The 16,651-nt window shown below is 68.6% G+C and carries 5 protein-coding genes; all 5 read left to right on the plus strand.

What is annotated here, in order from left to right:
- Nucleotides 1-87 precede the first annotated feature (87 nt).
- The 5 genes from OV208_RS12880 to OV208_RS12900 are packed head-to-tail and all read left to right on the plus strand — an operon-like array spanning nt 88 to nt 16,631.
- Nucleotides 88-4,260 carry a beta-ketoacyl synthase N-terminal-like domain-containing protein gene (locus OV208_RS12880; protein WP_267574126.1) on the plus strand — a complete coding sequence of 1,391 codons (4,173 nt, stop codon included), beginning with the start codon at nt 88-90 and terminating at the stop codon, nt 4,258-4,260.
- Entirely contained in the window at nt 4,250-7,897 is a 3,648-nt protein-coding gene (locus OV208_RS12885) for an SDR family NAD(P)-dependent oxidoreductase (RefSeq protein WP_267574127.1), read from the plus strand. Before OV208_RS12880 ends, OV208_RS12885 begins: the two co-directional genes overlap by 11 nt.
- Nucleotides 7,887-9,986 (plus strand): C45 family autoproteolytic acyltransferase/hydolase, encoded by a 2,100-nt coding sequence (locus tag OV208_RS12890; protein WP_267574128.1) that lies wholly within the window; start codon nt 7,887-7,889, stop codon nt 9,984-9,986. Before OV208_RS12885 ends, OV208_RS12890 begins: the two co-directional genes overlap by 11 nt.
- Nucleotides 9,979-12,837 (plus strand): polyketide synthase, encoded by a 2,859-nt coding sequence (locus OV208_RS12895; RefSeq protein ID WP_267574129.1) that lies wholly within the window; start codon nt 9,979-9,981, stop codon nt 12,835-12,837. Before OV208_RS12890 ends, OV208_RS12895 begins: the two co-directional genes overlap by 8 nt.
- Nucleotides 12,834-16,631 carry a beta-ketoacyl synthase N-terminal-like domain-containing protein gene (locus OV208_RS12900; protein ID WP_267574130.1) on the plus strand — a complete coding sequence of 1,266 codons (3,798 nt, stop codon included), beginning with the start codon at nt 12,834-12,836 and terminating at the stop codon, nt 16,629-16,631. The genes OV208_RS12895 and OV208_RS12900 overlap by 4 nt, the downstream gene beginning before the upstream one ends.
- Nucleotides 16,632-16,651: the final 20 nt, after the last annotated feature.

Consider the following 16,651-nt stretch of genomic DNA (forward strand, 5'->3'; position numbering starts at 1 on the left):
GACCGGGCGAGTAGTTCGCGACAGAACCCATACATCTCCTTGCGGAAGCCAGACGAGGCCTGATCTCGCTCTGGTGATGAAAGAGTCATGCCGGACATACGTTTCAGGCCGATTGCCATTGTGGGCCTTGGGAATGTCTTTCCCAAGGCGACGGGTGTCGAGGCCTTCTGGGAGCAGTTGCTGGGGGGGCGCACCGCCATTCGGGATCTGGGGGAGACCCAGGCGCTTCCTGGCTGGTATTACGACGCGGACCCCGAGTCTCCCGACCGGACCTACTGCAAGCACGCCGCGCTGCTGGAGGATCTGAAGCTCGACTACCGCAAGTATCGGATCCCGCCCAAGACGTTCCAGGACATGCACAGGACGCAGTTGGCGTTCCTGGATGCGACCTCGCAAGCGCTCGAGGATGCCAGGACGCTCATGGCGGGGATTGCTCCCGAACGCGTGAGCTTCGTCCTTGGCTCGCTGGGCGGAGGCCTGCGTCCGGACACCCGGGTGCGGACCCGCCTGTTGGACATGGAGCGCTGCCTCTCCGAATCGCGGTCACTGACAGCCCTGGGCGCCGGGGTCGCGGCGGAGGTTCGCGCGGCGGTCGTCCAGCAGCTCGAGTCCGAGATGGCGGGGCTCACCGAGGACGAAGCGATCGCCTCGTTCAGCAGTGTGTGGGTCGGGCGGGCGGCGAAGATCTTCAACATCCGGGGCCCCCACACCACGGTGGATGCGGGCTACGCCTCCAGCCTCGCCGCCATCCAGACCGCGAGCCACCAGCTCAACTCCGGCGACTGCGACGTGGCGCTGGCGGGGGGATGCAGCCAACTGCTCACGCCGCATGATCTGGTGGCCTTCAGCAAGCTGGGCGGTCTGGCGGTCTCCTCGTTGACCCCGTTCGATCAGCGCGCGAATGGGACGCTCCTGGGCGAAGGGGTGGGCATCTTCGTCCTGCGCCGCCTGGACGACGCCGTGGCGGCCGGGGAGAAGATCCACGCCGTCATCCGGGGCGTCGGCGCCGCCTCCGATGGCAAGGGCAAGTCGCTGCTCGCACCCAACACCCGGGGCCAGGTGCTGGCGATGCGCCGGGCCTACGAGCAGGCGGGCTACGGCCCGGAGGACGTGCAGTACGTGGAGTGCCACGCCACGGGCACCGCCCTGGGCGACCTCACGGAGATCGCGAGCCTGAAGGAAGTGTTCGGCCGCCAGCAGGCCGCCGGGAGCGTCATGCTGGGCGGGGTCAAGGAGCTGACCGGCCACCTGCAGGCGGCGGCGGGGGCGGCGGGGCTGATGAAGGCCACCTTGGCGCTGTCGCACCGGTTCCTGCCGCCCCAGCACTCGTTCCAGGCCCCCGCGAGAGGGATTGAGTTCGAAGGCACCCCCTTCTACATCTCCAAGCAGGGCAGGCCCTGGCCGGCGGTCGCCAGCGGTCCTCGGCGTGCCGGCGTCAGCGCCTTCAGCTTCGGAGGGATCAGCTACCACCTGACCCTGGAGGAGCACGCGCCGGAGTATCACTCGGCGTTGGCCAGGACGCTGCCGGTGTTCGAGTCCGCCGAGCCGATCGCGATCGTCGGCCTGGGCGGTGTCTTCCCAGAGGCCTCCAGTCCGGAGGCGCTGTGGCGGAACCTGTTGGACAAGCGCTGCGCCATCGCGGGCATCCCGCCGGAGCGCGCGCCCATCGCCCGCTACCTGGATCCCACCCGCACGAGCAAGGTCCGGCCCTATACCGATCTCGCGGGCTCCATCGTCGACGGCTCGTGGCCCCAGGAGCGGATCAGGGTTCCTCCCAAGGTCTCGTCGCAGATCGACCGGGGCCACAGTTGGTGCATGAAGGCCGCGCTCCAGGCACTGGACGACGCGGGCTACACCCCGGGGGCGGTGGATCCCCGGCGCGTGGGCGTCGTGATGGGCTACCTGCCGCCCCTGGAGCGTGAGTTCCAGACCCAGGCCCGCGTGTACTACGCGGAGTTCGATGGCCGCCTGGCCGCGCACCTGCGCAAGCGGGGCCTCGATGAGGCGACAGTGGCGCGGATCCGAGGAGAGACGGAGGCGCGCTACAAGAGCGAGCTGCCGCCCATCACCGAGGACACCCTGCTGGGCTACCTGGGCAGCCTCTCTTCGAGCCGCATCGCCCACCACCTGGACTTCCAGGGGCCCGCGCTCATGGTGGAGTCCGCCTGCGCCTCCAGTCTGGTCGCGGTGGATGTCGCCATGCACCAACTGCGCACGGGCGCGTGCGACATGATGCTCGCGGGCGGCATGTATGCGTCCTTGGGCGTGGACGCGCTCAGTCAGTGCTGTTCGTTTGGTGGCTTGTCGCAGACGGGCTCCTTTCCGTTCGACGCCAGGGCGGATGGCTACATCTCCAGTGAAGGGGCCTCCCTGCTCGTGCTGAAGCGCCTGTCGGATGCACGGGCCGCGGGCGACCGCATCTACGCGGTGATCCGCGCGGTCGCTGGCGCCACGGATCCGAAGAACGCCTCCATCTGGGCGCCCGGTGTGGAGGGCCAGGTGCAGGCGGTCCGGCGCGCGGTGGAGAAGGCGGGCGTGTCCGCCTCCGACATCCAGTACGTGGAAGGACACGGCACGGGCACCCCCGTGGGCGATCCCATCGAGGTGGAGACCTATCAAACGGTCTATGGCGAGGCGGCCCGGGGCGGGAAGATCTTCCTGGGGTCCATCAAGTCCAACATCGGCCACCTGAACTCGGGGGCCGGCGCGGCCGCGCTCACCAAGGTCGCGCTGGCACTGCACCGCAAGCAGATCCCCCCGAACCTGGGCTTCGAGCGTCCCAATCCGCGCATCCCCTGGGATCGGATTCCGTTCCGCGTGCCCACGGAGGTGGAGCCCTGGGACGTGCCCGCCCACGGCGTGCGGAGGGCGGGGGTGTCGTCGTTCGGGCTGGGGGGCACCAGCTTCCACGCCATCGTGGAGGAATGCCCGCCGCACGCCGCCCGGGTGACCGGAGTGGAGCCCGAGCGTCCACCGTTCCTGCACCTGTGCGGCGACAGCGCGGCGGACATCCTCCAGCAGGTGGACGGGCTGCTCCAGCGATTGGAACGTGAGCCCCATCTGGATGTCCGCAAGCCGCTGGAGCGCACGCAGGCGCCCTGCCGGTTCGCCATGACGCTGCCGAAGGGCCAGCCGGTCAGCAAGGCATTGGAGCGTGCGCGGCGGCTCCTGTCCGGCACCGGATCGCCGAGCCTGCCGGAGCAGGGCCTCTTCTATTACGACACGCGGGACCCAAGGCAGTTGCACGCGGGCAAGGTGGCGGTGGTCTTCCCGGGCCAGGGGCCGCAGTACGTGAACATGCTCCGGGAGCTGGCCGCGGAGTATCCGGTGGTGGCCCGGACGCTCGCGGAGGCGGATGCGGCCTTCGAAACCATCGCCGGGCGCCGCCTGTCGGACACCTTCTGGGCGCCTCCGGGAACCGAGAGCACGCACCGCCAGGATGACGACACGGCGCATGCGGCCGTCTTCCTGGCGAACGTGGCGCTCTTCCGGTTGATCCGCTCATGGGGCATCCGGGTGGATGTCCTGTTGGGGCAGAGCGCTGGCGAGTACGCGTCGCTGGTCGCCAGCGGAATGCTGTCATTCGAGCAGGCGCTGCGTGCCATCTACCAGCGCACCCTCACGGTCACCCGGCTGCCCATGGCCTCTCCAGGCTTGATGGCCAGCATCAGCGGGGACTTCGACAGGCTTGAGGGCGTGCTCCGGGAAGCCCCCGGATACGCCACCGTGGCCGCGCGGAACGCGCCGGGGCAGGGGATCGTCGCGGGAGAGACTTCGGCGGTCGAGTACGTGCTCCGGTGGTGCGCCGCGAACGGGTTCGAGGCCAGGGCCCTGCCCGTGTCTCACGCCTACCATACCCAGCTCATCGCGAAGGCCGTCCCGCCGTTCAGGGCGGAGCTGGAACGGCTCACCTGGAACGCACCCCAGCTGCCGGTCCTCTCCAGCGTGCACGGCCGCTATTACCCGTCCGAGGTGCAGCCCCACATCATGGCGCGCCATCTGGCATTGCAATACGTGCTGCCGCTCCAGTTCAGCCAGCACGTCCAGCAGCTTCACGACGACGGGGTCCGCATCTTCATCGAGTCCGGACCCAAGTGGTCCCTGACGGCATTCATCCAGGCAACGCTCAAAGGCAGACCGTACATGGCGCAAGCAAGCACCCACCCCAAGACGGGCGAGACCGAGCAGTTTCACCGCTTGTTGGCCTTCAGCCACGTCCACCACCTGCTGAGCGGTGAGGTGTCCACCCATGGCGCTTGAGACCCTGGCCTCGGCCCGGGATGCGGTGGTCTCCGCCCTGGTGCACGGGGTGGGCTACCCGCCCGAGCTCTTCGGCCATGACGTGGAGCTGGTGAACGACCTTGGAATGACCCCGGCGGAAATCAACGACGCGGTGACCGCCGCCGAACGCAAACTTGGCATCCCCCCTGACATGGCACTCCCTCCCGAACAACATACGACCGTCACCACCATCGCCCAGGGCCTCCTGAAGAACCTCCACCGGGAGGAGCCCGCGGCCTCGGGTCGCAAGCTGACGATCGCGCAGGTCCTCGCCTTCGTGGATGCCTGTGCGCTGCGCCAGGAGCGGCCTCCCCTGGAGACCCTCCTGGCGGAGACGAACGCCGCGCTGGCCCGCATGGACGCCGCCGCGACGAAGCCGGTGGCACCCGTGGCTGCGAGTCATTCCACGGACGTGATGAAGCTGCTGACCCAGGCCCTGGTGGAGCGCACGGGCTACCCCGTGGACATGCTGGAGCCGGACCTGGATCTGGAAGCGGATCTTGGCATTGATACGGTCAAGCAGGTCGAGGCCTTCGCCCAGGCCCGGGTCCACCTGAACGTCGACAAGGACGAGAACTTCCGCCTGCGTGACTTCAATACGCTCCGGAAGATGGTGGACTATCTGGTCGGGCGGGCGTCGAACGGAGTGACTGCCATTGCCGTGGCGCCGGCCCCGGTCGTGCCCGTGGCGGTCTTGGCCACCCCTACGCTGGAGACCCTTCGCGCCGCGATGGCGGAGAAGACAGGCTACGCCCTGGACATCCTCCTGCCCGACCTGGACCTGGAGGTCGATCTGGGCATCGACACCATCACCCAGATTGAAGTGTTCGCGGCGGTGCGTACGAACGCTGGCGTGGAACGAGACGAGAACTTCCGGGTCCGCTACCACAACACGCTTCGGAAGATGGCCGCGTACCTGGACGGCAGGGCCTCTGGTTCCACGCCCGCCACCGTCAGCGCCGCTCCGACTCCGATCGCCCCACCGTCTGCCCAGTCCGAATCCGTCACGCGGATGCTGGTGACCGCGCTGGTGGAGCGGACCGGCTATCCCCAGGACATGCTGGAACTGGACCTCGACCTGGAGGCCGACCTCGGCATCGACACGGTGAAGCAGGTCGAGGCCTTCGCCCTGGCCCGCACGACGCTGGGCATCGCGCGGGACGAGAACTTCCGGCTGCGGGACTACAACACCCTTCGCAAGATGGTGGCGTACCTGGTGAAGCAGGCCGCGCCGCCTGCTCCCACGGTGGCCCCGGCCCCGACGGGCCCCACGCCGGAAGCAGTGCGCAAGCAGTTGGTGGGCGCATTGGTGGAGCGGACCGGCTACCCGGAGGACATGCTGGAGCCGGACCTGGATCTGGAAGCGGATCTCGGGATCGACACCGTCAAGCAGGTCGAAGCCTTCGCACTCGTCCGGGTCCACCTGGGCGTGGAGAAGGATGAGAACTTCCGGCTGCGGGACCACAACACCCTTCACAAGATGGTGACGTACCTGATGGGCCGCACCTCCGTGGGCACGGCCCGCCCCGCCGAGGGCGCCAGTGAGGAGAAGATCCTCGCGTTCCTCTCCAACGCGTTCCAGGAGAAGACGGGCTACAACATCGAGGTCCTGGGTCCTGACTTCGACCTGGAAGTGGATCTGGGGATCGACACCATCACCCAGATTGAAGCCTTCGCCATGGCCCGGGCCGCCTTCGGGGTGCCCAGGGACGAAGGCTTCCGCGTGCGCGACCACAACACCCTGCGCAAGCTGGCGGCGTACCTGTTCCGCCAGCTCCCCTCCGCTGCGGAGGCCGCGCCACGGCCCGCCGTCCCGGACGCGCTGGATCTCGATGCGGTCCGCCAGTTCGTGGCGCAGTGCGAGGCCTCAGGGGACGCGGAGTCGCTGAAGCAGTTGGCCGCGCACCTCCGAGGCAAGCTGGAGGCTCCCGCGAACCCGCTCACCCCTCCTGCGCGGTTCTCGGCGAAGCGGTACGAGGTCCATCCCGTCGAGCAGTCCTCGCAGCCCCGGAGCGAGCACATCGCCCACCTGCGCGGCAAGACGCTGGGCATCACCCCCGACGCCCACGGTGCCTACAAGCAGTTGGCGCAGCGGTTGGAATCAGCCGGTGCCCGCGTGGTCATCCTCCCGACGGGGCCGGTGTCCAGCGGCGCGGTGACGCTGGATTGGAAGCAGCCGGAGGTCGCCGGCACGCGACTGCGGGAGCTCCAGGCGACCCAACCGCTGGATGGGTTGATCCTGCTGCACACCACTGCGGCGACCCCCGCGCTCGCGGGGCTGGAGGCCGGCGCGTGGACCTCCACCGTCAATGCCTTCACGCTGGGGCTCTATTACAGCGCCCTGTCCGTGTACGACCGGATTGGCACGATGGCAGGGGGCGGTTGGTATCTGGTTGCGACCGCGGGAGGTGGCCTCTTCGGCCATGACAAGTCCCATCAGCATGTCCCCCTCGCGGGAGCTGCGGGCGGCTTCGTCAAGTGCCTGAAGCGGGAGCTTCCGGACGCGCGGTGCAAGGTCGTGGACCTGGATCCCCGCGAGTCGTCTGCCTGGGTCGAGCAGCTCTGGACGGAGCTGGTTGGCGCCGATCAGGACGTAGAGACCGCCTACAGCGGCGGGCGGAGATATGTCTTCCGGGACATCGAGACGCCGCTCGTGACCGACACGACGGCGATGTCCATCAAGCCCGGCTCGGTGGTGCTCGTCTCGGGCGGAGGACGCGGGGTCGTCTACCACTGCGCCAAGCTCCTGGCCCAGGTGACGGGCGCGCGCGTGATCATCACCGGCCGCACGGTGCCTCCGAACGGGAACGAGGAGTGGCTGACGGTCGCCGACAAGGACCTGCCTGCCTACCGGATGGGCTTCGTCAAACGCTACATGGCCGCCCACCCGGGGGCCACGCCGGTCCAGGGCATGCGAGCCTTTGACTCGGACATCGCGCGTCGGCGGGAACTGCACCGCAACCTGGAGGACTGCCGGTCCCTGGGGATCCGGTTGGATTACAAGGTCTGTGACATGACCGAGCCCGCCGCCGTCCGAAGCCTGCTGGCGGGGGTTCGCCAGCAATACGGTCGCATTGACGGCATCGTGCATGGCGCGACGATTGAAGAGTCCAAGAGCCTGCCCATGAAGTCCGCGGAGGTGGTTGTCCGCACGCTGGCCTCCAAGGCACACCTCTGGCAATTGCTGGCGCAGGAGACCTGGAAGGATGAGCTCCAGTTCTTCATCAACTTCGGCTCCGGCAGTGGCCGCTACGGCAATCAAGGGCAGACGGACTACTCCGCGGCCAACGCGCTGGTGGCCAAGGCCGGGCTCGTGTACGGCGCCCTGCGGCCCGGGGTGCGAAGCGTGACGATTGACTGGCCCGTGTGGGTGGGCGCAGGCATCGTGGAGAACAACCGGGACTATCTGGAGCGGCTGGGGCAGGCGGGCGTCTGCGTCATCGACCTGGCGGAAGGAGCGTACTGGTTCGTGGGAGAGCTTCTCCACGGCGGGCCCGCCGGGGAGATCGTCATCGCGGATGACACCACGTTCGCCTCACGCGGGTGGCCCCGCCACGAGAAGGGGGCGCTCCAGGTGACCGCCCGGGAGGCGGGTGGAACCCGTTATGCCATCTGAGCCGGCGGCGTCACTCCCGCTGCTGGTGCTGTCGGGCAGCGCGTATGAGGTGGGCAGGCAATATGGCGCCCTCATGCGGCAGGAGCTTGCACAGGCCGTGTCGCAAGGAACTCCCGCCCTCCAACCCCTGCTGACGAAGCTGGGGTTGAAGGACGTGGACGTGAGGCAGCGGATGGCGGCGCTGTCCGCCGGGTTGCCGTCCGATGTTCACGAAGAGCTCCAGGGGATGTCCGATGCCAGCGGGCTCGCCCGGGAGGCGCTGCTCGAACACGCGCTCATCCTGGACATCGTGTCGGGCGCGCCCATCGGCTGCTCCCAGTTCGCGGTCCTGGGGCAGGGGACCGCCACGGGCAACGTCCTCCATGGGCACAACCTGGATGTGCCGTACCCCTCGCTGGCGAAGCTCACGCGACCGTGTTGCATCGTCTACCGGGTGACGGGGCGCATCCCCTATGCCTCGATCACGTTCTGGCCCGGGTCGCTGGGCGTGTGCGCGGGGATGAACGCGGAGGGGCTGAGCCTGGGCATCAACGTCCCGGTGGCGCCCATGGACCGCCGGCCGTTCTACCCGCTCACATTCCAGAACCGCGAGGTGCTCTCCCGCGCGCGAACCATGGACGAGGCGGCTGGCATCCTCGAAAGCCTGCCTCGTGGTGGGAGCTGGAACCTGATGCTGGCCCACCGCTCGGGGGCCGCGCGTGTCTGGGAACAGGTCGGTCCGCATTCCGGCCAGTACACGGCCGGGGCGGGCCGGGACTTCGTGGTCTCCACCAATCACCTCACGGTCGCGTACCGCCAGGCGAAGGGCCATGAGGCGGTCGCGCTGGAGATGCTCCAGGAGATGCAGGACGACTCGATCCACCGCTATCGCCGGCTGGAACAACTCATCGGGGCGCGGTGGGGCCGCATCAGCCTGGACACCGCCGTGGAGTTCCTCCGGGATTGCGGCGAGCCCTCCGACGGGGCACCCCCGTCGATGAAGACGATCTGCCGGGTGGATAACGTGCTCAGCATGGCCTACGAGCCCGCGACGCTGACGATGGACTTCGCGGCGGGAGAGATTCCGGCCGCCCTGGAGCGCAGGCGCCGGCTGGAATTGGGGCCACTGTTCCAGGATCGGGCTCCGGAGGTGGGGCGGGCTTCCCAGCCGCCTGGCCAGTTCCCCATGCTGGGGACGGCGCGGGCGGAAGGAGGGCGGGAGCGCACGTTCGTCCTGGAGGAGGATCACTATCTCCGGGAGCATCTGGTCAATGGCACCCCCGTGCTGCCCGGCGCCGCGGCCATCGAATGGCTCGCGGAAGTGGCTGCGCTGGAGGGCGCAGGAGAGGTGGCCGAACTGCGCGATGTCTCCCTGGAGAAGTTCATCCGGGTGCGGCCCGACCGGCCAACGCAGGCGCATGTGCGGTGCGAGCCGAAGGGCGGGCATTGGGAGGTCTCCGCTTATGCGGACCTCCATCACCCACGCGGAGTCGTGTTGCGTCCGGACGTGCTGCACTACCGGGCGGCGGTCCGGCTGGGGTCAAGGGCAGACAGGCGCGTGGAGTCGGGCTCCGAAGCGGTTCGGGGTCCAGATGGCGAGATTCCCTTCAGCCGCTCCTACGTCCAGGACGCCTACTTCCACGTGGGGGAGGCCTTCCGCCGGGTTGATTGGATCAGCTTCCTGGGGCCCCGGGACGCCATCGGGTGTCTGCGGATGCCAGAGCCCACGGGCTCCTTCGCATCCATTCCCCGCGCGCGGTACTGGATGGATCCGTTCTTCCTCGATGGGTGTTTTCAATTGGTGGGCACCCTGGGGATTCTTCACAACCAGCGAGCCCCCGTCCCCAAGGGGATCGGGCGGTTGTCCCTGGGGCAGGACCCGAAGCCGGGCGAGCGGCTCTGGTGCCGGGCGGTGCTCACGCGGGAGGAGGGAGACCTCCTCTATTACGACTTCACCGTCTGGAATGACGCGGGAGCCCTCTGCCTGGAGGCGGAGGATTACTGCTCGATCAGCGTGGATGCCTATACCCCGGAGCAGAAGGCCTCCCTCGTGAGTGCACTGGATCCGTCCGGATTCCTGGGTGCGCGGAGGAGGGCGGCCCATGGGTAGCGTCAGGCAAGAGCCGGTCGCCATCATCGGGATGGGATGCATCCTTCCGGATGCGCACGATGTCCCGACGTTCTTTCGCAATCTCCAGTCCGGGCATGTCTCCGTCCGGGAGTTGAAGGAGCCCCGCTGGGATTGGAGCCGGTACGGCAGCTCGGATCCGGAGGCGGTGGACCGCACCTATTCCAGGCTGGGTGCACCGGCCGGTGAGCTGAAGCTCGACTGGAAGCGATTCCGGCTGCCTCCCATCGAGACCCGCCTGCTTCACACCATGGAGTTGATGCTGCTCGAAGCGGCGCATCAGGCCATGACGGGGGCCGGGTACACGCCGGAGCGGACATTCCCCCGGGAGCGGGTCGCGGTGATCGCTGGCTCCTCGGGCATGGGTCGCAAGAGCAACCAGTGTTTCAACTTCAAGTGGCGCCTGCCGGAGCTGCTCGATACCGCCCGGCGGTCTCCGGCGTTGCAGCAACTCTCCACGGGGCAGGCCGAGCGGGTCCTGGACACCGTGCGGAAGGAGTTCATCCAGCGCTACATCGACCAATCAGACGACTGGGCCTTCTGGGGCTTCGTCAGTCCGGTGCTGGGCCGCATCTGCGGCTTCTTCGGGCTCCAGGGACCGCACTTCTGCGTGGATGCGCATGCGGCCTCCGGACTGGCCGCGCTGGAGACGGGCGTCCAGGGACTCATGAGTGGTGAGTGGGACATGGCGCTCGTGGGGGCCGCCAGCCCCGCGCTGTCGCTCATGGAGTGCGTGCTTCACAGCAAGCTGCGTCGGCTGTCCACCCGCGGTGTCTTCCCTCTGGATGCCCGAGCGGATGGGACGGCCCTGGGCGAGGGCGCGGTGATGCTGCTGATCAAGCGGCTGGAGGACGCAGAACGAGACGGGGACACCATCCACGCCGTCCTTCGTGGGGTCGCGGGCGTCAACCAGGGGAGCGGTCCTGTCATGACGGCTACGCACGCCCCGGTCCACCAGCGCGCGGCGTCGGAAGCGCTCCTGCGGGCCGGTGTACAGCAGGATGCGATTGCCTACCTGGAGACGGGCGCTACGGGCGTGACGGAGTGGGACGCCCACCTCATCGAGGGGCTGGGGGGCGCCTACCAGGGCGCGCGCCAGGTCTCGCTGGGCGCGGTCGCCGAATCCGTGGGAGACCTCCAGGCCGCGTCGAGCTTCGCCGCGATGCTCAAGGTCATCCACTCGTTGCGCACCCGGGAGTTGTTGCCCCAGCGGACCTTCCAGACGCGGCATCCCGGGCTCCCGTTGGAGGGAACGCCGTTCCGGATCAATGAGGCGCGGACCTGGCCCGAGCAGGGACCCCGGCTCGCGGCCATCCATGCCGCTGGCTTCGGGGGCATCGCCTACCACGCGGTGCTGGAGGAGTACGTTCCCAGGGTCGCGCGGCCCGTGGTCGCCGTCGCGGCCCGCGCGACACGCAGGGCGCCGGAGCCCATCGCCATCGTGGGGATGGCCTGCCGGTACGCGGGCGCGGATGATCCGCAGGCCCTCTGGGAGCGCGCGCTCCAGGGCCTCAGCGCGGTGGACGCGTTCCCCGAGGAGCGCTGGCCCGTGTCGCTCTACCGTCAGACGGGCGAGGTCGCGTTCCGCAACCGGGAGTCGTTCTTCAAGGTCTATGCGCCGAAGGCCGCGCTGGTGAAGAGCCGGCCCTTTGCCTACCGGGACTTCGGCCTGCCGCCCTCGGCGGTCGCGCAGATGGACCACACCCATCTGTGGTGCCTGGAGGTCGCGAGGGAGGCCGTGCGTGACGCGGGGTATGGCCCGTCACGAGCGCTCCCGTCGGAGCGCACCGCTGTGATCGTGGCGGTGTCGCCCGGCAACCACCGGGAGACTGTGATTGAAGCCCGGCTGGCATATCCGGAGTTCGCGGACGTCTACCGCCGGTCGCTCCTGGAAGCGGGGGTTGCCTCGGAGCAGGTGGAGCGCTTCATCGAAGAAGCGCGCGAGGCCTTCCAGCGGACAAGCCCGCCCAGCACATCGGAGACGCTGCCGGGCATCCTCACCAGCGCGCCGGCCACGCGGCTTGCGCGGGCCCTGGATGCGCGCGGCCCGGCCTTCACCGTGGAGTCAGCTTGCGCGTCGTCGCTCAACGCCGTGTCTTTGAGCATGCAGGGGCTGCGTGATGGCAGGTGGGACTTGGCGGTGACGGGCGGCGCGTGGTCCCAGATCACCGTGCCGTTCTGCGTGAGCATGTGTTACGCCGGAGTCATCTCTCCGACGGGCCAGCCCCGGCCGTTCTCCAGGGACGCGGATGGGTTCGTGCATGGGGAAGGCTGTGGCCTCCTCGTCTTGAAGCGGCTCTCCGACGCCCGCCGCGACGGTGACCGGATCCACGCGCTGATCCGAGGCGCCGGTGGTTCCTCCGATGGGTTCAGCCGGTCGCTCTTCGCAAGCCAGGAGCAGGGCCAGGAACTGGCCATCCGGCGGGCCCTGGCGGACGGAGGTCTCCCACCTTCGAGCATCCAATACATCGAAGCGCATGGCTCGGGGATGCCAGAAGGGGACATCCCCGAGGCGGGAGCCCTGCTCAAGGTCTATGGCCGCAAGGACGGCCCCGCATCGGTCGGTGTGCTGAAGCCCATCATCGGGCATTCCTACGTCGCGTCCGGCACGGCGGGCCTCATCCGGACGGTGCTCGCCTTGCGGCACCAGACCCTGCCGCCCAGCCTCACGCAGGGCCCGCTGAATCCGCGAGTCCCGTGGGACGGCCAGCTCGCCTTCCCGTCCCAAGCCCAAGCCTGGGCTGCCCAGGGCGTGCCCCGCCGCGCCGCCGTCAATTCGTATGGACTTGGCGGAATCAACTACCACGCAGTCCTGGAAGAGTACGTGGAATGACACCCATCGCCATCATCGGGGCCTCGTGTCTGATGGGAGGCGCGGAGACGCCGGAACAGCTCTGGCAGCACCTCTCCCGTGGCACCCCTGGCTTCTGCGAGGTCCCGGCCAGCCGGTTCGCCTGGAAGACCTACCACAGCGACAACCCCGCGGACTTCGACAAGGGCTCCGTATGGCGTGGCTCCTTCTTCCAGCCCCTGGAGGTGCCGTGGCAGGAATACAAGATGGGGCCGAAGATGCTCGACGAGCTGCCCCGTGGGGAGTTCTACACGGTGGAGGCGATCCGCCGGGCCATCGAGGACGCCCGTCTGCATCAGCGGCCGTTTCCCCGGGAGCGGACCGCCGTCATCATGGGGGGCGCGGAGATTGGTATGGATCTCCGGATTGCCCATCCCTACCTCCGCTACATGCCACAGGTGATGGATGCGGTGCAGCAGGCGCTCGATACCTCCGGGCTCTCCGAACAGCAGCGTCAGCACGTCCTCGCGGAGGCGGACCGCGCGCTGAGAGGGATCAGCCACCGGGAGGTCACCCGTGGCACCGTCGCGGGGATGAGTCTGGCATTGGGCCGGGCGTGTGCCCTGTTCGACTTGAAGGGGCCCCACTATGTGGTGAACTCCGCCAGCGCCTCCCTGCTGGCGGCGCTCGAACATGCCTCCCGGGGGCTGGCGCTGGGCCAGTACGATGTGGCGCTCGTGGGGGCCACCAGTTCGTATCTGTCGCCCGCGAGCTTTGTTTCGTTCGACCGCATGGGCCTGCTCACGGTGGACGAGCTTCCCCGGCCGTTCGACGCCAGGGCCAGTGGCACCCTGCTGGGGGAGGGCGTCGGCTTCTTCGCCTTGCGGCGGCTCGATGATGCGATCTCCGCCGGGGATGACATCCACGGGGTGCTTCGCGGAATCAGCGGGGCGAACCAGGGCAGCCCTGGCGCCTTGCTCGACCCGCCAGCACAGGCCCAGGTGCGGGCGGCCCGGCGCGCCTATGCGCAAGCAGGCTACGGTCCTGACTCCGTGCAGTTCCTCGAGTGTCACGCCAACGGCGTGGCCTTCCATGAGACCGCGGAGCTGGCGGCCATGGGAGAGGTGTTCAAGGGCCTGCCCGCGGGGAGCGTGACGGCCGGTTCGGCGAAGGAGATGTCCGGCGAGCTCCACGCGGCGGCGGCCGTGCCCGGGCTCCTCCGGACCCTGATGGCCCTGCGTCACCGGGAGCTTCCGGCGCAGCGCAACGTGCGTCACCTGCGTTCCGAGCTGCGGGCGGATGGGACACCCTTGCGCGTGCTGTCGAAGCCCGTGCCCTGGGAGGCTCCCGCCCGGGGTGTGCCTCGCCGGGCCAGCGTCAACGCACTGGCGCTCGGAGGACAGGCCTACCACCTCACGCTGGAGGAGTACGTTCCGGAGTTCCACGCGCGGCTGGTGGCGGAGGCCCGGCCTCGGGCCGCGAAGGAGCCTGTCGCCATCGTGGCGTTCGGCTCACTGACGCCGGGAGCCAATGACAGCGACACCTTCTTCGAGAACGTCCTGGCGAAGAAGGATCAGATCGTGCGTGTTCCGCGCGAGCGCTTCGAGCTTGAGCGTTACTACGATCCCAATCGCGGGGTGGGGAAGATCTACTGCCCGCTGGGCGGCTTCGTGCATGGGTTCAGCTTCGATGCGGGCGCCTTCCGCCTTCCGTCGTCGCTCGTGCCCCAGTTGGACCGGACGCACCTGTATGCGTTGACGGCCGCCGCCGAGGCGATGCGCACGGCGAAGCTTTCCCAGGCCACGTCGGAACGGACCGCTGTCTTCATGGCGGACATGCCCTGGCGCATGCGCGAGCGCGAGGTCGAGGTGCGGGTCGGCTACGCGGAGATGGATGCGGGCCTCAAGAAGGCGCTCCTCGCCTGTGGACTCTCCGAAGAGCTGACGGCTCTCATCGCGGGGGATGCCGAGCTGAAGTTCAAGGAGGGCATCGCCCCCCTGTCGCCCTTCTCGCTGGCGGGCTCCTCCGGGAGTACCGAGGCCTCGTTGATCGCCCATCGCTACGGGCTCAAGGGCGCCACCGGCACGTTCGAAAGCACCTGTGCCTCATCCATGGCCGCCATCGGGGCGGGGGTGGCAAGCCTCCAGCTCGGGGAGACGGAAGCGGTGCTGGCGGGCGGCGCCTTCGCGGACATGACGGCGGAGCTGTACACCGTGAACTGCACCTTCCAGGGGCTGAGCGCCAAGGGGAGCCGGCCTTTCGACGCGGACGCCTCCGGCTTCATTCCGGGAGAGGGTGCGGGCGTCGTGGTCCTCAAGCGGCTGAAGGACGCGGAGCGCGACGGCGACCGGATCTTCGGAATCATCAAGGGCCTGGGCGCTTCCAGTGATGGCAAGGGCAAGTCCCTGCTGGCGCCCAACCCGGTGGGCCAGAAGCTCGCGGTCCAGCAGGCCCTGGCGCACGCCGAGGTCCCGGCGGCGTCCATCCAATACATCGAGTGTCACGGGACGGCGACGCCCGTGGGCGACGTGACGGAGGTCTCCACCTATACCCATGTGCTGGCGGGACAGGCGCCCGGGTCGGTTGTCATCGGCTCCGTCAAATCGATGATTGGCCATCTCCACTCCGCGGCGGGGGTGGTCAATCTCATCAAGGTCCTCAAGAGCCTCGAACATCAGGTCCTGCCACCGCAAATCCATTGCGAGCGACCGAACCCCGACATCAAGTGGGCTGAAATCCCCGTCGTGGTGAACACCGAGAAGCGGCCCTGGCCTGCCCCGGCGGAGGGTGGTCCGCGCAGGGCCGGCATGAGTGCCTTTGGGATGGGCGGGACCAACTACCATCTGATCGTGGAGGAGTATCAGGGCCGACAACTGCCCCGGGAGGAAGCCGCTTCCGGACGGGATTCCCACCCGATGATCGAGGAGGTCCTCGACCGGACCGCCGACTCGCTGGTGGCCCTGCGAAACCTGAACCTCGACACGGACCCCTACCTCCATGAGCACCAGGTGGAGGGTGTCTCCGTGCTGCCGGGCTCCTTTGGCATGGAGATGATGGCGGAAGCCAGCCTGTTGCTGCGGCCGGGGTTGCACGTGGTGGGGCTGCGGCAGATCCAGTTCCACCACGCCGCGAAGGTCTGGCCCGGACGCTCCACGCGCCTCGTGGCCACCGCCCGCGCTGGAGGGGCGACCCCGGACGGGCTGCTTCCCGTCACGGTGGAGGTGGACATGGAGTTGCGGCCGCGCGCGGACGTGGCCCCGATCCGCCGCAAGGTGACGTCCGCGACCGTGCTGCTCTCCTCCCGTCCTCCCGTGGCCCCGATGGTGGAGCCCGCGACGGCGGCGCTGTTCACGACCTCGGACAGGAGCGATGCCCGGAAGGGCTACAACCCGACCGAGGACGTGTTCCTGGGCCCCCTCATGCAGGGGTTCCGGCATCTGCGTTTCCTGGAGGACGGCTCGATGGCCGCGTGGATCCTCCAGGAGCGCGAGGGTGAGTTCTTCGCGTTCACCCGGCAGCCTGGCTTCCGCATGGCACCGCTGGCGATGGACTCCATCCATCATGCTGGCGGAATCCTCACGTACTCCCTCCATGAGCGGATCGCCTTGCCGGCCGGGGCCGAGGAACTGCGGATCCATGCGCCCATGCCCTACGGCCGGGAGCTCTGCGCGCTGTGCACCCCCCTGGGCGGCACCGAGGACAGTGCCCGGGTCCGGGTGGTGGTCTTCGATGGGGAGACCCGGCGGGTGTACGCGGAGATCGAGGGGCTGCGCTTCTCGCTCCACCGTCGAATCGGTCCGGCGCTGAAACGGCTGCTCACCCAACGCGATGGTTGACGGCGCGCGAATGGAGCCGG

The organism is Corallococcus sp. bb12-1 (assembly GCF_026626765.1).
In the GTDB taxonomy this organism is placed as follows: domain Bacteria; phylum Myxococcota; class Myxococcia; order Myxococcales; family Myxococcaceae; genus Corallococcus; species Corallococcus terminator.